The sequence below is a fragment of the Fibrobacter sp. UWR3 genome (assembly GCF_900143055.1).
GTDB lineage: Bacteria > Fibrobacterota > Fibrobacteria > Fibrobacterales > Fibrobacteraceae > Fibrobacter.
In genome coordinates, this window is record NZ_FRCW01000006.1 from 14612 (window position 1) to 32805 (window position 18194).

At 56.5% G+C, this 18194-nt stretch carries 17 protein-coding genes; 5 read left to right on the plus strand and 12 right to left on the minus strand.

Features of this window, described 5'->3' with window-relative positions:
• Nucleotides 1–74: 74 nt before the first annotated feature.
• From fabZ to BUA44_RS09145, 8 genes are all read right to left on the minus strand, one after another.
• On the minus strand, nt 75–566 hold the full coding sequence (gene fabZ / locus BUA44_RS09110) for a 3-hydroxyacyl-ACP dehydratase FabZ (RefSeq protein ID WP_072811109.1): 492 nt from the start codon (nt 564–566) through the stop codon (nt 75–77).
• Nucleotides 535–1422, minus strand: a complete 888-nt coding sequence (locus BUA44_RS09115; protein ID WP_072811112.1) for a UDP-3-O-acyl-N-acetylglucosamine deacetylase — start codon at nt 1420–1422, stop codon at nt 535–537. The genes fabZ and BUA44_RS09115 overlap by 32 nt, the downstream gene beginning before the upstream one ends.
• Nucleotides 1423–1425: 3 nt before the next feature.
• A complete protein-coding gene (locus tag BUA44_RS09120; RefSeq protein ID WP_255370508.1) occupies nt 1426–2514 on the minus strand; it encodes a UDP-3-O-(3-hydroxymyristoyl)glucosamine N-acyltransferase in 1089 nt (362 codons plus the stop codon).
• Complete coding sequence (locus BUA44_RS09125) at nt 2515–3474, minus strand: diacylglycerol/lipid kinase family protein (RefSeq protein WP_072811116.1); 960 nt, start codon at nt 3472–3474, stop codon at nt 2515–2517.
• A gap of 4 nt (nt 3475–3478) precedes the next feature.
• Nucleotides 3479–3997, minus strand: coding sequence for a gamma carbonic anhydrase family protein (locus BUA44_RS09130; protein WP_072811119.1), 519 nt, complete (start codon nt 3995–3997; stop codon nt 3479–3481).
• Between the two features lie 101 nt (nt 3998–4098).
• Nucleotides 4099–4620 (minus strand): hypothetical protein, encoded by a 522-nt coding sequence (locus tag BUA44_RS09135; protein WP_072811122.1) that lies wholly within the window; start codon nt 4618–4620, stop codon nt 4099–4101.
• Between the two features lie 8 nt (nt 4621–4628).
• On the minus strand, nt 4629–5075 hold the full coding sequence (locus BUA44_RS09140; RefSeq protein ID WP_072811124.1) for a SufE family protein: 447 nt from the start codon (nt 5073–5075) through the stop codon (nt 4629–4631).
• 9 nt (nt 5076–5084) lie between these two features.
• Nucleotides 5085–6287 carry an NAD(P)/FAD-dependent oxidoreductase gene (locus BUA44_RS09145; RefSeq protein ID WP_072811126.1) on the minus strand — a complete coding sequence of 401 codons (1203 nt, stop codon included), beginning with the start codon at nt 6285–6287 and terminating at the stop codon, nt 5085–5087.
• Nucleotides 6288–6417: 130 nt separating this feature from the next.
• Between BUA44_RS09145 and BUA44_RS09150 the strand changes: the two genes are divergently transcribed.
• On the plus strand, nt 6418–7839 hold the full coding sequence (locus BUA44_RS09150) for a pentapeptide repeat-containing protein (protein WP_083579559.1): 1422 nt from the start codon (nt 6418–6420) through the stop codon (nt 7837–7839).
• A gap of 48 nt (nt 7840–7887) precedes the next feature.
• Here the strand turns inward: BUA44_RS09150 and radA are convergent, their stop codons facing one another.
• The 3 genes from radA to BUA44_RS09165 form a co-directional block, all read right to left on the minus strand.
• Complete coding sequence (gene radA / locus BUA44_RS09155) at nt 7888–9282, minus strand: DNA repair protein RadA (RefSeq protein WP_072811128.1); 1395 nt, start codon at nt 9280–9282, stop codon at nt 7888–7890.
• A gap of 95 nt (nt 9283–9377) precedes the next feature.
• Complete coding sequence (locus tag BUA44_RS09160; protein WP_072811130.1) at nt 9378–10955, minus strand: hypothetical protein; 1578 nt, start codon at nt 10953–10955, stop codon at nt 9378–9380.
• Nucleotides 10956–10976: 21 nt separating this feature from the next.
• Nucleotides 10977–11537: a deoxycytidylate deaminase gene (locus tag BUA44_RS09165; RefSeq protein ID WP_072811133.1), complete on the minus strand. Its 561-nt coding sequence runs from the start codon at nt 11535–11537 to the stop codon at nt 10977–10979.
• Nucleotides 11538–11645: 108 nt separating this feature from the next.
• On the opposite strand from BUA44_RS09165, the gene BUA44_RS09170 reads away from it, so the two are divergent.
• A complete protein-coding gene (locus BUA44_RS09170) occupies nt 11646–12806 on the plus strand; it encodes an acyltransferase family protein (protein ID WP_072811135.1) in 1161 nt (386 codons plus the stop codon).
• A gap of 4 nt (nt 12807–12810) precedes the next feature.
• Here the strand turns inward: BUA44_RS09170 and BUA44_RS09175 are convergent, their stop codons facing one another.
• Nucleotides 12811–13548: an SDR family NAD(P)-dependent oxidoreductase gene (locus BUA44_RS09175; protein WP_072811137.1), complete on the minus strand. Its 738-nt coding sequence runs from the start codon at nt 13546–13548 to the stop codon at nt 12811–12813.
• A gap of 335 nt (nt 13549–13883) precedes the next feature.
• On the opposite strand from BUA44_RS09175, the gene BUA44_RS09180 reads away from it, so the two are divergent.
• The 3 genes from BUA44_RS09180 to BUA44_RS09190 all read left to right on the plus strand — a co-directional run bounded on the left by BUA44_RS09180 (nt 13884) and on the right by BUA44_RS09190 (nt 18193).
• Nucleotides 13884–14705, plus strand: coding sequence for a hypothetical protein (locus BUA44_RS09180; RefSeq protein WP_072811139.1), 822 nt, complete (start codon nt 13884–13886; stop codon nt 14703–14705).
• Between the two features lie 90 nt (nt 14706–14795).
• Entirely contained in the window at nt 14796–15248 is a 453-nt protein-coding gene (locus BUA44_RS09185; RefSeq protein ID WP_072811141.1) for a zinc ribbon domain-containing protein, read from the plus strand.
• A gap of 32 nt (nt 15249–15280) precedes the next feature.
• A complete protein-coding gene (locus tag BUA44_RS09190) occupies nt 15281–18193 on the plus strand; it encodes a type IA DNA topoisomerase (RefSeq protein WP_072811143.1) in 2913 nt (970 codons plus the stop codon).
• Nucleotide 18194: the final 1 nt, after the last annotated feature.

Below are 18194 nucleotides of genomic sequence, written 5' to 3' on the forward strand. Positions count from 1 at the left end.
ACCTTCCTTTTAAGGTATAGAAATTTTACGAGGTAAAATATAGTAAATATTTCTGCGGGCGGAACCTATTCCGTTTACACCATGGCGGCGACAAAGTCGGCTTCGCACATGAGTTTATCGCCGGAGAAGGCCTTGCCGGCATACTTGAAGATGCCATGACGCACGGAGATGAGTTTTACCTCGAGGCGCAGGTCCATGCCGGGGAGCACGGGGTTCCTGAAACGGCAGTTCTCGATGCCCATGAAGGCAGGGCGCTTGCCCACCACTTCAGCTTCGCGGGCAATCATCGTGAGGAGTGTCGCCGCCTGGGCCATGGATTCAACCTGGAGCACGCCGGGCATCACCGGATTGCCGGGGAAATGCCCCTGGAAGAACTTCTCTTCGCCCGTCACATGGTAAAGGCCAACCAGGGAGGGCTGCACCTCCTTGCCGTCACCGAGTTCGAGGCTCAGGACCTCGTCAACGAAGGCGAACGGGAACTTCTGCGGGAGCAGTTCGTGAACCACATCGGCATCGTAAACAACACCGGCTTTTTCAGATTTCTTGAGGGATTCCAGTAGAGACATAAGGCAGGAGTTTCTCCATGATTTTATGGTGAATGGTATGGCCGCCGTTCAGAATCTGAACGCGCACCTTTGGTAAAGCAGGGACCGCGAAGGCAAGATCGCCCAGCAGGTCCAAAATCTTGTGGCAGGCGGGCTCTTCCGCCATGCGGTAACGGGGCTGCCTGGCACCGCCCAGGAGCATTCCGCAGGATTCGTCGACTCCGGCGAGGAGACCTTCGGCACGCGCCTTCGCGTAGTCCTCCTCGAAAATGAACGTGCGGGCCGAAAACGCGCGGTAGAGGTCCTCTGCGGAATACACCGAGAGGGTGGCCGACGAGCGGAACGCAGCGCCACCCGCAGTCGCATCGCGGGTAATCTCGTATTCCACCTCGAAACAGTCTGCAGGCGAAACGCTCACCCGCCCGCGCGGGAACTCGAGGGTAAAGGACTCGGGAACATCGTAAAAGCAAAGGGGCTCGGGCACACCGGCGACCTTCCTCAGGGCGTGGAAGAACGGCAGCGCACTCCCGTCCATCATAGGGAGTTCGGCCAGAGCGCCTTCCGCATCTCCGGGAGCAACGTGCACATCGAACCGCTGGTTCGGCCACATGAGGAACACGGGCGCAAGATGCTCCGTCGAGGCGAGGGCGAGCGGGCCATGCAGGCCCGGTTTCGAATAAATTGCTGTCCGCGCCACGCGATACACGAGTTCGCCGTAACAATGCTGGGAATCCGTCGAGTAGAAAAGTTCATCGCCCGCATACCAGCATACGCGTGGCGCGCGGTTCGGGTCCTTCTCGAGGACATCCACACGCACGCCTGCCCGCGGGTGCGAGAGCGAAGGCGACGCAAATTCTATACTCTTGAAGGCAGGCATACGCTACTTTTTCCCCATCTGGCGGAGGCGCACCATCGAGCGGCGCCATACCGTAATTTCTTCGGCGGGGAACCCGGATACGGTAAGCCCCGCGGGAATGCTCTTGGTGACGCCCGCCTTCGCAGCAATGCGTGCGCCCTTCCCGAGCGTAAGGTGGTTTGCGACCTGCGCGCCACCCGCAAGTTCAACATCGTCCTCGACCGTCACGGAGCCCGCGAGCCCCGACTGCGATGCCATAAAGATGTTGTTCCCGAGGCGGCAGTTGTGGGCGATTTGCACGAAGGAATCAAAGTGGCAGTTTTCGCCTATCGTGGTGGGGCTCAAGAAACCCGCGGCAACCACCGTGTTCGCCCCGAAGCTGCAACCGCGCCCGATGCGCACGCCCGCAAGGTGCGGGACCGGCCGGCGCCTGCCCTCATATTCATAAAAACCGAACCCGCGGGAACCGATAACGGCGCCCGCCTGAAACACGCAATCCTCCCCCACGACTACATTCGGGTAAATTGTCACATTCGCCTCGAGCACGCAGCCCGCGCCGAGCGTCGCCCCGCGCATCACCACACAGCCCAGGCCCACGAAGGCATTTTCGCCCACGCGACCTTCGACTACGGCGCTCGCATGCACGCGGGCGGATTTCGCGACATCGCCGGCGCATCCACTGCCCACGAAGGAGCCGCTAGTAACATCGCCGGCGCATTCACTGCCCGCAAAAGAATCCGCAAACTTTTCCAAGAAGCAGACCATCGCATGGTACGGGTTTTCAACCGGGACAATGCAGCCCACACCGGGCGCAAATTCCTTACCCGATGCAACGGCAACCTTCTCCGCCGGCATAAGTCCTTGCGGCACGAACAGCAGTCCGGCGCATACGCTATCAAGCAGCGAAGACGCAAACCCGTTCGCGTTCGTTTCGTTCTTCACGGTATCGCCCACCCAGAAACTCGCGTCACCGGGCCCCGCCAAGTCAACGGACGCAAAACCGGTAATTACAGTACTCGGCGCGACCCGCAACACGGCCTGCGGCGCAACATCTTGCAACAGGCCTTCGGCACGCAGCCAGTCCAAAACCATTGAGATTGCAACGGGTTTCACCTAGTCCCCCAGCCTCAGCATCTGCACCTGAGCCGCAAACTCGATCGAGACGGTCTCGCCCAGTTTGCCGCTCATGTCCTCGCCATCGAGTTGCAGGAACTCGTTCTGCGGTACGGTAAGCGAAAGCGAATGCACCTTCACCGACTTGAGGAAATGCTTCTTGAACAGGAACCCCACAAGCGGAATGTTCCCTATGGCGATAGCGAGCAGGAACAGCGGCATGGAAGGCACGTCCACCACTTCCAAAAAACCGTCGGCCATGTCGGACTTGTAAAAAGGGTTTGCGCCGCTCGCAAAGCTCGGGATATTCCCCACGATTACGGTGCGGTGTCCGGTCAATACGCCCGAATGCGTCTTGCCGTACTTGTCCACGTAACTAAGCATGCTGGCTCCCAGCCGGTAGTTCCTGTCGGCAAAGAAGCGGCGCACATAATGCAACTTGTTCGCTATCACGGACGAAGATGAAATCGCCCCGCTTGCACGGTCCTGGTTAAAGTCGTGCGCAATGCGGGCATCGATCCCTCCCGAAAAATAGTTCGCGAGCGCGTACTTGCCGTTCACCTTCCAGATATCGAAGGGAGCGGGTTTCGCACGCAGCAGGCGACGCACCAGGAACAGGAGTCCCCGGTCCACAAAAGGCTTGTACAGGTTGAGCACGCGCGCAAGGTCGTTGCCCGTCCCCAGCGGAATAAGGCCTATCTTCACCCTGGTCGCAAAGCCCGATTCAAGCATCGTAGAAAGCACGGACGAAACGGTACCGTCGCCACCGACTGCAATAAGCGTCTCGGTCGAAGCGAGGGCCTCCAGAATCTGATCCCTCATGCGTTCGTACTGCGTGAATTCCGCCTTCCAGTCATCGGCAGCAAAGCCCATGGATTCCATGATTTCGGGCAGGAACTGATGGATTATCTTGCCCTGGCCACCGCCACTAATCGGGTTGATGAGAAAATAGAACTTCATAGCATCAACCGTTCCCGCGCAGGAGCATGTCCTTGATTTCCACATAGCGCTGCATGCCGCCACTCACTCGTTCCATCTCATCGACGGTGAGTTCGCGCACCACATGTGCGGGCGCACCCACGACAAGCGAGTTCTCGGGGAATTCCTTCCCCTGCGTCACAACGGCACCCGCACCCACGATGCAGTTCTTTTTTATGTGAGCGCCGTCCATCACGATGGCGCCCATCCCTATAAGCACGTTGTCGTCGATAGTGCAGGCATGTAAGACTGCGTTATGGCCCACGGTAACCTCGTTCCCGATAACCGTCGGCACTCCGGTAGACACATGAACCGTAACGTTATCCTGGATATTCGTGCGGCAACCCACGCGAATCGGTGCCAGGTCGCCTCGCAGCACGGCATTGTAGAACACGGAGGAATCATCGCCCACGGAAACCTCGCCCACGAGGCACGCCCCGTCGGCAACAAAAACACGGTTCCCGAGTTCCGGGCGCTTACCATCCAATTCTACAATTCTAGCCATGCCCCCAATGTATAATTATTCAAGGCGCGAGAACAGTTCACAAAATAAAAAAGCCGCGTTTTCCCGTAGAAAAACGCGACACACTCATCAAAAAACGAAGGTTACTTCGCAAGCGCCGCGATGGATTCCCACTTCTTCTTGTCGTCGCGGATCAGGAACATCGCACCCTTGTATTCGGTAACGATGGAGACGGCCTTCGCCGTATCGCCATCCTCGAGGGCGTCGCCGGCATCCTGAAGCAAATCCTTCTGGGCGCTGCGCATGTCGGTAATTGCACCAACGCGGTTCTGACGGAGAATTTCCATGGAATCGCTCACGAATCCGAGATCCCAGGTGCTCTCGTAGCAGGATTCAGCCTCCAGGTACTTCGCGGCCTCGCCCGCAGCAGCAAGCTCGTACATCGAATTGCAGGCAGCGAACGTCTCGGCGCTCTTCTTCTTCGCATACTGGTAGTACTGGTAGCCGCCAATGATAAGGCCAATCACCACCAGGAGGAACACGCCGTCCTGCCAGCCCATGATGGGCCCGGTCGGCATTTTCGGGCGGCCGTTTACGGTCTCGCCAGCTTCGAGTTTTTCTTCGGCTTCGTCAAAAGGGCTCTTTCCGTTCAAGAAACTAACCATAATTCTCCCTATTTTTTGGCTATCGCGCTATAGACGCGAGCATACAGATAAATTTGTTTCACGAGGCTCGCAAACCCGTTGGAGCGGGTCGGCGAAAGCCCCACATTGAGACCGATATCCTGGAAGAATACCGGGTCGAGCGAAAGAATCTCGCTCGGGGCAAGATCGTTGTAAACCTTGAGTGCGAGTGCACCCAGGCCACGGCTTATAAGCGGGTTCGTCGTACCGCCTTCCACGTCCATCTCGAAATGGATTACCTCGCCCGTAAACTTCGGCACAAGGTACATCGTGGAGGCGCACCCCTGGATAATGAACTTTTCGTCCTTGAGGCTTGCGTCCATGCCCTGGTGGGCGCGCGCAAGGTCAAGCAGGTATTTCCACTTGTCATCGGGGTCGGTGAACGAAGCGAACTTCGCACGGACTTCTTCAATTCTTTCTGCGATAGTACCCGACATAAACATCACCTAGCAAATAAACGAACGCATCTTCCAGATTAGCGAAGGGCACGTACGGAGGACCGTAAAGAATATGCGGAACAGCGTCTGCTTTTCACGCGGGAGCTTCGAGAGTTTTTCGGCGGCGCGGTCGAACTGCTCGTCCGTTATGCTGTTGAAACCGGCCTTCGCGCGCTGCAACTGCAGGTGCGACTTGCCAAGCGCCTTCATCCAGCGGTCGAGCACGGAGCGCTCCACGCACTCCCGTTCGCTCTCCGACTTCGCGTCGAGCCATTCGTTCACGGATCTTGCGACAATAGTCCCGCACAGGAGCGCTTCCACGATGCCCGAGCGGCTGATGGGGTTCATGCAGCTTGCCGCATCGCCCGCCTTGAAAAGCCCGCACATCGCCATGGGCCTTGTGGACTGGCCACAGGCAATCATACCGCCATACACGGCCTTCACCTTCGCCTGCGGGTAATCCTTCGCGATAAAGTCGAGCAACCTCTGGCGGAGCGTGCCCTCGCGGTTCACGTTCTTGCCCAGCACAAAACCGATGTTCACCTCCACGCCGTCGCGCGGGAATATCCAGCCGTAACCGTCCGGGAATTCGCTCCCGAAAAAGAGCTCAATGTGCTCGCGGCTGTGCTCGATGCCTTCCGCCACTGCGAAAATTGCGGGTTCCAGGTCGGTATCGCCAGATTCAATGCCCTCAAGGCACTCAATCCCGCGGGTCAGGCGCGAACCGGGGCCCGTTGCATCCACAACGGCCTTCGCACATATAGTTTCACCCTCGCCGCCCTTCGGCTGCACCTCCAGATTCCAGGAACCATCCGCATTGCGCGAAAGCTTCTTCACCACGGTATCAAAATGGCATTCCGCACCCACATTCAAGCAACCATCCGCAATAGAATGGTGGAACTTGGGGCGGTCCAGAATCATGCCGCAGTTCTTGCTGTAGAATTCCGCACGGTAGCGCTTGCGCGACGTAAAGTAGATTCCCGAGATGTCTCCACGTACCCAGGACCGGTCTATGGGCCAGAGCTTGGAGAGCCTGTCGGTCGAAACCGCCTCGGCACAGAAAATCGGTTCCTTCCAGGGTTCCTTCTTGTCGAGAAGCAGCACCTTCTTGGAGTTTCCGACCATTTTTGCAAACGTATAGGCGGTCATGAGGCCTGCAGGACCAGCCCCGCAGACGACCAAATCGTACGCTTGAAACTTAAAAACGGACATTCTAGGGCCAAAAATAGTTTTTTAAGCAAAAAAATATGGTCTTTTTTTTAAATAAGTGAGTATTTTTTCTTTTTTTTAGTTATTTTAGGGCTATAGGTTGTTTAGTTTTCCATAAAAGGAATAGTGATATATGAATATGAAGAAGATTTCGAAACTTGGTGTATGCCTTGTCGGCGCACTGGCAATAAGCGGTTTTGCCCAGGATTATTCCGGACAGGACCTCAATATGTCTTTCCGCGACAAGCGCATCGACGGGTTTGATTTCTCGGATGCCAAGGCCAAGAAGAACGTCACCGACTTCCAGCGCAGTGCAGGCGAAAAGCCGAACTTCCAGGGCGCACAGCTCCCGGAAGTGTCCTTCCGTAACGCGGTGATTAGCGAAGCGAACTTCAAGAACGCAAACCTGAAGAAGGTGACCATCAGTGGCGCCGACATCCGCAATTCGAACTTCAAGGGCGCAGACATGGAAGAGGCCGACCTCTACCGTGCAACGCTCCTCGGTAGCCAGTTCCCGAACGTGAACTTCAAGAACGCCCGCCTTGACGCCATGAAGGTGGCCGACGAAACCGACTTCAGCAAGGTGGACTTTACCCAGGCGTCCGTGATGGACGTGGACCTTACCCGCGCCGACCTCAGCAAGGCAAACCTCACGAACGCGAACTTCTCCCGCTCCCTGATGGGCGAAGTGAACCTCAAGAAGGCTACCCTCGTGAAGACCGACTTTACGGCATGTAACCTCATCGCCGCAAACTTCAAGGGCGTTGACCTCATCAACGTGAACTTCAGCAAGGCCGGTCTTTCCCAGGCGAACTTCAGCGGCGTGGAATTCCAGAACGTGAACCTGCAGGAAGCCGACCTTTCCCTGACCGAGTTCGATGACGTGGACCTTTCCAAGACCCAGCTCCAGAAGGCCAAGTTCGCCCAGTCCACCCTGAGCAGCATGACCTTCAAGGGCCAGGACCTTACCGGCGTCGTATTCGACAAGGGCGCCGTGAAGAAGAGCAATTTCGACAAGGCCAAGATGAACAAGACCTCGTTCTTCGATACCGAAGTGAGCAAGTGCGAATTCCGCGGTACCGAACTCACGAAGGCAGTCTTTGACGGTGCATACATCAAGAAGAACATCTTCGACGGTGCCGACATGGACAAGGCCAACCTCGCGAACTCCACCATCCAGCAGACCGACTTTATCGGTACCCAGCTCAATGGTGCAAGCTTTGCCGGTGCCAAACTCGAGAACGTGCGCTTCACCAACGCCAAGATGAAGAACGTGAAGATCGACGCCGACACCAAGATGCAGAACGTTGACTTCTCCGGTGCCGACCTGAGCGACGCCAAGATCGAGAAGTTTACCGCCAAGAAGGTGATCTACGACAGCCGCACCAAGTTCCCCGCCGGTTTCGAACCGCGCCAGTACGGCTTCACCAAGCCGGGTGAAAAGGCCGCCGAAGTCGTGGTGCAGGGCAACAAGAAGTCCTCCGTGGCTGACGACGCCATGCCGAAGAAGAAAAAGAAGAAAAAGAGGAAACACATCGACGATGACGACGAGTAGTCGCTAGTCCCTTTATGGAATTAAACGCCCCGCGGAAGCGGGGCTTTTTTACTTCTTGTCCATGAGCCAAGCAATGACTTCGGAGAGGTTGTGCACGCGCACGACCTTCATCCCGTCGAGGACCTCGGGCAAACGACCGCTCGCCGGCACTATCGCCTCGACCATGCCGAGGCGACGCGCCTCCTTGAGCCGCTGGTCCAGGAGCGACACGCTCCGGACCTCGCCCGACAGACCGAGCTCGCCCACCGCGATGGTCTGGCGGGAAAGCGGGATACCCAGGTGGTTGCTCGCGATGGCGAGGGCAAGCGCGAGGTCCGACGACGCATCGGAAACCTTGATGCCGCCGGCAATGCTAGCAAACACGTCGGAGGCCCCGATGCTCACCCCGCCGAACTTCTCGAGCAGGGCAAGGATAATCGTGAGTCGTTTGGGGTCGATGCCGGCGGCAACGCGCTGGGGCACCGCAAACCCCGTCTGATTCACGAGAGCCTGCGTTTCAAAAAGCATCGCCCGGGAGCCCTCGAGCGCACAGCACACCACGCTCCCCGGCGTGGGCGGTGTGTTCTCCTGCAAAAAGACCTTGCTCGGGTTTTCTACCGGCATAAGCCCGTGGCTCGTCATCTCGAATACGCCTATCTCGTCTGTCGCGCCGAAGCGGTTCTTGATGGTACGCAGCAGGCGGTACTGGTGATTGCGGTCGCCCTCGAAATACACGACGGTATCGACCATGTGCTCGAGAATGCGCGGGCCCGCAATCTGGCCATCCTTCGTGACATGCCCGATAAGGATGGTGATGCACCCCGTATTCTTCGCAAATACCATGAGGTCGAGAGCGCATTCCCGCAATTGCGTGGCGCTCCCGGGCGTTCCCGAGAGGTCGGCCTTGTAGACCGTCTGGATGGAATCGATGACCAGCACCTGCGGTTTGATTTCCTGTGCCTGCTGGACAATTTTTTCCAAGCTCGTTTCGCAAAGCAGGAGCATATCACTGCCCGAGACGTCCAGGCGTTCGCTCCGGAGTTTTACCTGGCAAGCACTCTCCTCGCCCGACACATACAGGCACTTGACGCCGGCGGCTGTCATCGTGGCGAGAGTCGTAAGAACCAGCGTGGACTTGCCGATACCGGGGTCGCCACCGATGAGCACCAGGGAACCTGGCGCAAGCCCGCCACCCAGCACGCGGTCAAATTCGGTATTGGCGGTGCTCAGCCGCCGCGTGTCTTCGGTCGCGACATCCTTGAGCGTCACTACCTGGTGGATCGGCCCTCCGAGCCCGCGGGATGCACGTGGCCCCTCTATTGCAGGTTCTACCGCATGTTCCTTGAGCGTGTTCCACGCCCCGCAGAACGGGCACTTGCCCACCCACTTGGGCGTGGTGTTACCGCATTCCGTGCAGAGGAAATCAACTTCTTTTTTTGCCTTGATTTTATTCAGTGCTACCATGTGCACTAATATAACAAATACAAGCGACAAAATGTGTCATTTAAAGAAGTAATGCACAAAAAAGCAGTTTTTTTTTTAGAATCCCGACAGGCCCGCTATTTCTTCCCGGGTTCAGACCAGCGGGCGCACTCATGAAGGCTTCCAATCGCGTGGACCGCAAACCCGTATTTCTTTTCGGGTTCGCCCTCTACATAGAAAAGAATCGACGCCGCAGAAGAAAGCACGGTTTCGAGGCTTTCCGGGTAGCCATAGCCGGAGTCCTGCACAAAACTCTCGAACGGGATATTTATCATGCCCGCCTGTTTCCGCGCTTCCAGCCGCACCTTGTGGAAATTGCCCCCCTCTAGCACAAAGCCTCCCTCGGGCGCAATCGCAAGCGTCAGCGGCGCCTCGGACTCGTAGGCAATGCACAAGCCTTCCCATCGGCGGATGTCCACCCCCTCCGAAGAATCGCTCCACACCCTGGAATTCCAGAGGTTGAATCCGAGCCCGGCATAAGGCCTGGAGTAGCAATCACCCATCTTGACCTCCAAGGGAATCGCGCCATATTCCGCTACCAGCGGGGCAAGCCGCAACGCGGATCCCATCGTATTCACGCTCGACGGGTACTCGACGGAAGAATTCCCGCTAAAGGCAAGGTCCGTGTATTCGTAAAAATATCCCGCGGTTGCAGTCGCGGAATCAAGCCGCACTCGCCCCAGGTCGTCGACGGAGGCATCCCAGTAGAACGCGGAATCCACCTCATGCGAATGGAGATTGACCGGAATCCAGCTTCCCGATTCGCACGCAAACTCGAAGGCACGCACGCGCCTCACGTTCCCTTCGCTCTCCGCATTGCAAGGGCCCAGGATATCTTCACGGAGGGCGGGCATCCAGATATCGGACCTGCAGACAACGTAACCGCTTGCGAACTTGGCGACCAGCCCCTCGCGCCTGTCGTAGCAATACCCGACAACATCCTCGATGACCGCCATGTGCCATTTGCCCAGCCTGTACAGGAAATACCTGCCCGAGCGCGAGCCGTAAGAAAGGTCATCTTCTTCGGCGCTATCCGGCAACAGGAGGTAGTCCGCCTGCACAGCGGGAATTTCGGCCCACTCCGCGCGCCCGTCGCCATCAGGCGCCATACAGTAGTAGTACGACCCGCGAACGCTATCTATCTTGTCGTAAATAGAGCTATCGCAATAGCCGAGTTTTTTTTCCACGAATGTCAGCGGGCGCCACCTGCCATCCTCGAAAACGTAGACACGGTCAAGGCTCAGCAGGTTTCCTTTGCGTATGGAACCTTCGGGGGCATCCTCGGGGAACCCGTCTACATCGCGTTCGTCCATCGTGGCATAACGCCACTGTGAAGAATCGCAAATCACATAGCATGTCGAACCGCAAAATGTAGTGCGCCCGATTTCGTTTTTGCGGTCGGCCGAACAAAGCCCCAGTTCTAGGGCGACAATGCCCGCGGTATCGACAGGCTCGCCCGAAGCGGAATCCGCGCCGTAATAGGGGTCAAATCGCCCCAGGGCCGATGAAGAAGATTTCGCCGAAGATGATTGCGGAACCGTGGGGGCATCGGGATTGTCCAATACGCTCGCAGAGTCGCTACATGCAAGCAGATTGCACGCAGCCAGGACGCACGCAAACAAAAGCCAGGCGCAACGACTCTTGAACAGGCGCATAGACAAAACCTTCGCCAGGTGCTACTTCGCGGGTTTCGAGACCACCGGGCGGATGCGCTTGCCGCAAAGCGTCACCACGATATGCGCCTGCGCGAACATGTAGTAGGCGGTATCGCGGCTGTTGTTGAGGGTCGATTTCGGGTCGTAATCGTCCTTGGTCACGAACACCTCAGAAACACCCGAAAGGCTTACGTCCAGGGCGCAGCGTTCGCACGGGAACCCGATCACATAAAGCTTGGAACCCGCAGGCACCTTGCCACGTGCATAGTGGAGCGCGTTGATTTCGGCATGCACCATAAAGGGGTACTTGTTCGCCTCGAACTCGTGGTGGCTCAGGAGTTCACCCGTATCGGCGTCGAGCAAATCGTAAGCGAGTTTCTGCTTTTCGCGGGTGTACGGGACGGTTTCGTCGTCAAAACCTGCCGGGGCACCGTTGTAGCCGGTACTAATCACGCGACCGTCGGCACTCACGAGTACCGCACCCATCTGCGTATTCTGGTCTTTACTTAGACGGGCCTGCGCCACCATCATTTGGGTATAAACTTCATCGCGAAGTTTTGTACGAGAAGAGTTGTTGTTCATGTACCGAAATATAGTCAATATGTGCCATTTGGGATCAAGCATATGTCAAAGTGCGCCATAATTCCTATTATTGCATAAAAATATCGGACAATCGCGCGTTTTTACCCTATGACAAACGAACCCATCCAGACCGACAAGTTCCTGACCGTTGACGACACCCGCATAATGAAGGCCGTCGCCATCACGCTCATGCTGATGCACCACCTGTGGTGTTTCGGTACCCGCACAGCGGGCGAGCCCCTCGAATACCTGTTCACGATTTTCGGGATCCCCTCCACCATCTACTTCGGGTTCTTCGGCAAGATTTGCGTACCGATGTTCTTCTTTTTCGGCGGGTACGGCACCTACCTGAGCCAATTCGGCAAAAAGTTCGACCTGGTTGGGAAACTCAAGAAGCTCTACTTCGCGTACTGGAAGGTTTTCCTGATTTTCATCCCCATCGGGTTCATCTTCTTCTCCACACAGGCGGCCTACTGCCAAGATGCCTTTATCTACACGAGGTTCTCCAATTTTACGCTGAAGGAACTCGTCTCGAACTTCCTCGGGTTCACCTCGACCTACAACAGGGAATGGTGGTTCCTCATCAGCTACGCCTTCGCGCTCATGACCTTCCCCCTCATCCGCGCCATCATCGACATGTTCTCCATGCGGGTGAACATATTCCTCGCCATCGTCGTCACCATCCTCATGACGAACATATTCCCGGGCGTCATCAAGAACGAGACGCTGGGCGTGCTCGGCAGGAACATGCTCTACATCAAGTTCTTCTGCCAGACGGCTCCCTACGCCGCCTGCTTCTGGATGGGAGCGATTGTCGCAAGGAACGGGATTCTCGACCGCTTGAACGATTCCATGAAAAAGAACGGCCTGTTGAACCCCTTTGCAGACATCGGCATATGGATGGCGGTGATATTCCTGCGTCAGAGCGAAATTGGCGACAAGTTCGATATTTTCTTCATCCCCGCGTTGACGGTAGCGACCATCGACATCGTAAACCGGGTCCGGGTGCTCCGTAGCGGGCTTGTGCAGCTCGGCAAGCAGAGCACCAATATGTGGCTCATCCACACGTTCTTCTGTTACTATTTCGGGATTATGTCCAAAGTGGTCACGACCCCGAGGTATGCGATTCTCTCGCTTATTTTGCTGATTGCGCTTTCGTTTGTTGCAGGCACGCTTGTTGACCTGTTCTGGAAAGGGCTCGGGATACTATGCGAAAAAGGGAATGCAATTCTGCACCCCCTTCTTTCAAGACTGCTTCGTAAGACCTGAGCAACTAGGCTTCTACCGACTTGCCCTTCTCGACGGCGTCGGCAAGGGTCATGCCCGTGAATTCCTGGGCGCTGAACCAGCGGCCGCTCTTCTTGTCGTCGAGCATCACGGAGACCATCGAGCCCGGGATAACGCTTTCGGGAGCGTTGGGGGCGTTCGGGCCGCCAAGGTCCGTGCGGAGCCAACCCGGGTCCATCACGTTCATCATCACGTCGGTGCCGTTGAGCTTGCAGGCGAAATCCTTCACGAACTTGGTGAGGGCGGCCTTCGCGCAGGCATAGCCCATCAGCTCGGGTTCATTCGCGATACCGCTGGTAGTGAGCTGCATGCGGCCAAAACCGCGCTGGATCATGCCCGGCAAAAAGTGGTAGGCAATCTTCACGGGAGCGAAGAAGTTCACGGCCATCGCGTGGTGGAAATCGTCCATCGTGTTGGTGAGGTAGTCGGTGAAGTAGTGGCTCATGAGACCCGCGTTGTTGAACACGATGTCCACCTGCACGCCCCAGCTGTCGATTTCTGCGAGGGCGGCATCGATTTCGGCTTCGCTTTCGAGGTTGCAGCCCACGGCACGCACCTCGACGCCGTACTTCTTGAGTTCTTCCATCACGGGTTCGGCATGCGCCTTGTCGCGGCCCTGCAAGATGATGTTTGCACCGAGTTTCGCCATTTCGATGGCGGTGAGACGGCCTACCCCACGGCAGCCGCCGGTAATCAAGGTCCACTTGCCCTTCACGTCGATCATTTTCAATCCCTTTGCGCATTTGCGCGGTTTTCTAAAAAATAGACTTTTAAGGCCTGACTCGGGGAGTTTTTGTGCGGAAAAACGTTTACAGGTGTAAAAAGACGCAGGAACAACGCCAGAATGTATAGAAAAAGCCCCTGCCGGGGTGACAGGGGCTAATTTCGTAGGCGCTTGACCCGAGGTCCTCACGCTTACAAATATAATTTTAGCATTTTTTTTGGCAAAGCGGTTGTAAAATCTTACTTTACACGAAAATTTGTTCTCACGGTGTTCCCCGCCGCATAAAAAAAGACCGAAGCAACGACTATCCGTTTTATTATCTTTGAAAATGCTGTATGAAAAAATTTTTTCTTTTTGCAATCATTGGCATTCTTGCGGGAGCGTGCTCAGCACCTAAGGAAGAGTCGAGCGCAGGGACCGACGGCATGTATGAAGATGTCTCTGTTCCTTTTGAAGCAGACGATCCTTCCCTACTGAATTTGGCCGTCGCCGTCACCGACAGCTATTTCGTGATTGGAGCACGGCGCGGGTTCCAGCCGAACACCTATTACACCGTTTTGACGGAACTCATCAATCCCTCATCAGAAGATTATCAAAAGAGAAAACCGGAAGTCCTATACGTCGCCATCCAGAAGGAAGCGGAAGACGACCCCGGCAAAAAGATATGGGCGCTACATTCCGATTCCAGCAAGGCGTATATCACTGATTCCACCGGAGCGTTCATCGCAATGACCGGCGACGGATTTTCGGGAGAGCGACCTCCGAATTCACTGGAAACTATCCGCAACCGGGACTTTCCACACGCAGAAATCAAGCCGTTGTCCCCGTTCAATTTAATCGCCAAGGACCTGGCTATGGTGCGTCAAGCTAGACGGTTCAACGATTTTCCCGATAGCGACTGGATTGTCCTGATACTGGAAAGCGGCAACAACAAGCGAATTCTACGCGAACTTCTCCCCCTTATGCGGGCAATCAATATTGTCGGTTTCAAGCATATCCAGGTCGGGAGGAATCTCGGCAACCTCGATACCGCAAGAAGCGTCATTGGAACTTTCCGCCTTTACGATTTCGAACCGAAACAGCTCCAACAGATATACGACGAGCTTTACCGCCCCCTGAACCTGAAGATGCCGAGACAAGTCCCATCAAAAGACTAGTTTATCTTTTACACAACGCAACAGCCTGTTTCTTGCATTTGCGCCAGGCCGTAGGTATATTTGACTCTGTAATCGAACAAAGGAGATTTCATGACGACCCAAGAAATTTTGAAGAACATCCGCGAAAAGCACAACCTCACGCAAGACCAGATGGCTGAACGCATTCACGTGACCAGGCAGGCCGTTAGCCGCTGGGAAACCGGCGAGACTCAGCCGAACACCGAAATGCTCAAGGTGCTTTCTCGCGAATTCAACGTTTCCATCAATACGCTGCTCGGCGCGCCGCGTCAGCTCTTTTGCCAGTGTTGCGGCATGCCCCTCGGCGACGACGCGATGATCAGCCGCGAAGTCGACGGCAACTTCAACGAGGATTACTGCAAGTGGTGCTATGCCGACGGCAAGTTCGCCTACGCCGACAAAAATACACTGCTGGACTTTTTGCTTTCGCACATGCCTAACCCAGAAAACATGCCGGAAGCAGAAAGACGCAAGTTCTTCGACTCGCACCTTTCGCAACTAAAACACTGGAAACAGCAGGCCTAGACGCACATCATTTTTATATCTTTTCGGCAACAATGATTCTTCTCGTCGCCGAAAAGCCCTCTGTTGCAAACCAGCACTACCGCCCGATGCTCGAGCGGATCGAGGGAGAGAAGTTCACGCAGGGCGACGGATGCCTTATCGGCAAGAACCACTGCATCACCTGGTGCGTGGGCCACCTGATTACGCTCGCGCCGCTCGACGCCTACCCCGGTTACGAGGGAGGCTGGCGGCTTTCGAACCTGCCGCTGTTGCCCGAAAAGTTCCGCCTCATGGAAATCGAGAGCACCAAGAAGCAGCTCGCGGTGGTACGCCAGATGATGGAACAGGCCGACGTGCTCGTGAACGGCGCGGATGCCGGCCGCGAAGGAAACCTGATTTTCGATTTGGTGCTCGACTTTACGCCCGCATTCAAGCAGAAGACTATCAAGCGCCTGTGGGTGAACAGCTATGTGGCGAAAGACCTCGACAAGGCGTGGAAGAACCTGGAAGACGCCACGCAGCGCGTAAACCTGAGCTATGCCGCGCGCCTCCGCCAGCGGGCCGACTGGATGGTAGGGCTCAACGCGACTCGCGCCTACACGCTCACCGCCGGGCGCGGGAAAATGATTTCGGTGGGCCGCGTGCAGACGCCGACCTTGAACCTGGTCGTGGAACGCGATACCCTAGTGGAGCAGTTCAAGGAACTGTACTACTACAGCGTCGTCGGCACATGGAAAGGGTACCAGGCGCAATACGTATTAGACGATAGACGAAAGGCGAAAGACGAAAGAGATGCTTCTGAAAAGGAATCTGACAAGAAGTCCGAAGGTTTAAAAGTCGCGGTTTTTGAGAAAGAGGCGGAAGCGAATGCAGTCGTGGAGCGCTGCAAGCCGCCCGCACCGGCGACCATCGCGAAAATCGACACGCAGCAGAAGAAGCAGTTCCCGCAAAAGCCCTTCGACTTGACGGAACTGCAAAAAGAAGGCAACAAGCGTTTCAAGTTCAGCGCCCAGCAAGTCTTGGACTGCGCACAGAACCTCTACGAAAAGAAGTTGCTCACCTACCCGCGTACCGACTCGCAGTACCTGCCCGACACCATGAAGCAGGAGGCATACTCACTCGCCCAGAGGCTTGCAAGCCCCGAGCAGAAGGGCGTAATGCGCAACGAAAGCGAGAATTTCGTCTTCATCAACTCGAGCAAGGTCACCGACCACTTCGCCATCATCCCCACGGGAGAAACCCCGAACGGGCTGCCCGAAATGGAGCAGAAGATTTACGACTTGGCGAAGGAACGCTTTGTGCAGGCATGGCTGAAGCCGTACTTATGGAGCGAGATGGACGTCATCCTGAATGCGCAGGGAGGCGGTTCGGCAGGCTCACCGACCTTGGACATTTTCCGATTGAAACTCAAGCGGAACGAGGATTTGGGATTCCGCGCGCTGGTGAAAGAGACGAAAGACGAGAGACGAAAGACGAAAGGAAAGAAGGGCGACGCCGGCGCGGAGACCGGAAAAGCAGACGGAGGCGCCGAGGGCAAGGGCGACAGCGACGAAATCACGAACCTGGTCGAAGCGTTCCCGGAATGGAACGTGGGCGACACCTCCCCCTTCGACAGCGTGGAACTGCAGAAAAAGAAGAAGAGCAAGCCCAAGTACTACACCGAGGCCACACTCCTTGCCGCGATGAAGACGGCGGGCAAGCAAATCGAGAACGAGGAACTCGCCGAGGCCATGAAGGATCGCGGGCTCGGAACGCCGGCCACGCAGGCGGGCATCATCGAGACGCTCAAGAAGCGCGGGTTCATCGAGGCGCAGAAGAATTACCTGGTGAGTACCGCCCGAGGCCGCGAAGTCATCGCGCTCATGGACGAGAAGGTGAAATCGCCCGAGATGACGGGCGAATGGGAGTACAAGCTCTCCCAGGTCGAGAAGGGTTCCCTTTCGCCGGTCGAATTCCGCGACGGCATCGTGGAATACGTGAAGCAGCTTTTTGCAGACTTGCATGCCCGCTATGCCTGCCAGTTCGAGCGCGAGGCCGCGACCGAAAAGCTGAACTGCCCCAAGTGCGGCGGCGCGCTCGACGTAGCCCCGTGGGGCTACGTGTGCCCCAATGCGGAATGCGGCTTCAGGTTCGGGCACACCGTGGCAGGCAAGATGCTCGCCCATTCCGAGGTCAAGGCGCTCCTCGCCGGCGAAACCATCGGCCCGCTTTCCGGTTTCAAGAGCAAGAAAGGCTCCGAATTCTCGGCCAAACTCACGCTCGACAAGGACTTCAATATCAATTTCGCCTTCGAAAGCGACGGCAAGTTCCACGGGCAAAAGACGGATTACAAGTGCCCGCTGTGCGGAAGCCCGCTCGAAGAGAACAAGAACGCGATATTCTGCACGGGGGCTGCGCACTCTAAAGATCCCCAGCCGGAGCCGGGGATGACAAATGGAAAAGAGCCGGGGATGACAAACGACTGCAACTTCACGCTTTTCAAGACCATCGCCGGTCACGCGCTTACAGCAAAGGAAATCGCGGCACTGTTCGGGAGCGGGCACACGCCGCTCATTCAAGGATTCAAGAGCAAGAAGGGCTCCAAATTCGCGGCCGCCCTCAAGTGGGGCGAAGGCGCCGACAAGGGCCGCGCCGTATTCGAATTCCAACATCATGACCTCCCCTGCCCCGTCTGCGGTGACAGTCTGCGCTTCCGCGGCAGCACTTCCCAGCAAAGCGGCTCGTCACAAAGTGGCCCGCAAGATGCGCCCGGCGCCTACGTGTGCCCGCAATGTGGCTACGGCATACCTCAGGTGTTCTACCAGCGCAAATTCAGCGACGAGGAAGTCGAAAAACTGCTAAAAGACAAGGCGACCCCCGTGCTGGAGCCGTTCAAGAAGAACGAAACCACGTTCCGCGCCGCGCTCGAACTCCGCGAAGGCGGAAAAATCGCCTTCAACAAACTGACGGTTGAAGTTATCAAGTAAC

Coding starts and splice junctions, on each gene's coding strand:
- BUA44_RS09140 (WP_072811124.1), bottom strand. CDS start 5,075: ATGTCGGGTACTATCGCAGAAAGAATTGAAGAAGTCCGTGCGAAGTTC.
- BUA44_RS09145 (WP_072811126.1), bottom strand. CDS start 6,287: ATGTCCGTTTTTAAGTTTCAAGCGTACGATTTGGTCGTCTGCGGGGCT.
- BUA44_RS09115 (WP_072811112.1), bottom strand. CDS start 1,422: ATGCCTGCCTTCAAGAGTATAGAATTTGCGTCGCCTTCGCTCTCGCAC.
- BUA44_RS09180 (WP_072811139.1), top strand. CDS start 13,884: ATGAAAAAATTTTTTCTTTTTGCAATCATTGGCATTCTTGCGGGAGCG.
- BUA44_RS09160 (WP_072811130.1), bottom strand. CDS start 10,955: ATGCGCCTGTTCAAGAGTCGTTGCGCCTGGCTTTTGTTTGCGTGCGTC.
- BUA44_RS09165 (WP_072811133.1), bottom strand. CDS start 11,537: ATGAACAACAACTCTTCTCGTACAAAACTTCGCGATGAAGTTTATACC.
- fabZ (WP_072811109.1), bottom strand. CDS start 566: ATGTCTCTACTGGAATCCCTCAAGAAATCTGAAAAAGCCGGTGTTGTT.
- BUA44_RS09175 (WP_072811137.1), bottom strand. CDS start 13,548: ATGATCGACGTGAAGGGCAAGTGGACCTTGATTACCGGCGGCTGCCGT.
- BUA44_RS09185 (WP_072811141.1), top strand. CDS start 14,796: ATGACGACCCAAGAAATTTTGAAGAACATCCGCGAAAAGCACAACCTC.
- BUA44_RS09170 (WP_072811135.1), top strand. CDS start 11,646: ATGACAAACGAACCCATCCAGACCGACAAGTTCCTGACCGTTGACGAC.
- BUA44_RS09125 (WP_072811116.1), bottom strand. CDS start 3,474: ATGAAGTTCTATTTTCTCATCAACCCGATTAGTGGCGGTGGCCAGGGC.
- BUA44_RS09150 (WP_083579559.1), top strand. CDS start 6,418: ATGAATATGAAGAAGATTTCGAAACTTGGTGTATGCCTTGTCGGCGCA.
- BUA44_RS09130 (WP_072811119.1), bottom strand. CDS start 3,997: ATGGCTAGAATTGTAGAATTGGATGGTAAGCGCCCGGAACTCGGGAAC.
- BUA44_RS09135 (WP_072811122.1), bottom strand. CDS start 4,620: ATGGTTAGTTTCTTGAACGGAAAGAGCCCTTTTGACGAAGCCGAAGAA.
- radA (WP_072811128.1), bottom strand. CDS start 9,282: ATGGTAGCACTGAATAAAATCAAGGCAAAAAAAGAAGTTGATTTCCTC.
- BUA44_RS09190 (WP_072811143.1), top strand. CDS start 15,281: ATGATTCTTCTCGTCGCCGAAAAGCCCTCTGTTGCAAACCAGCACTAC.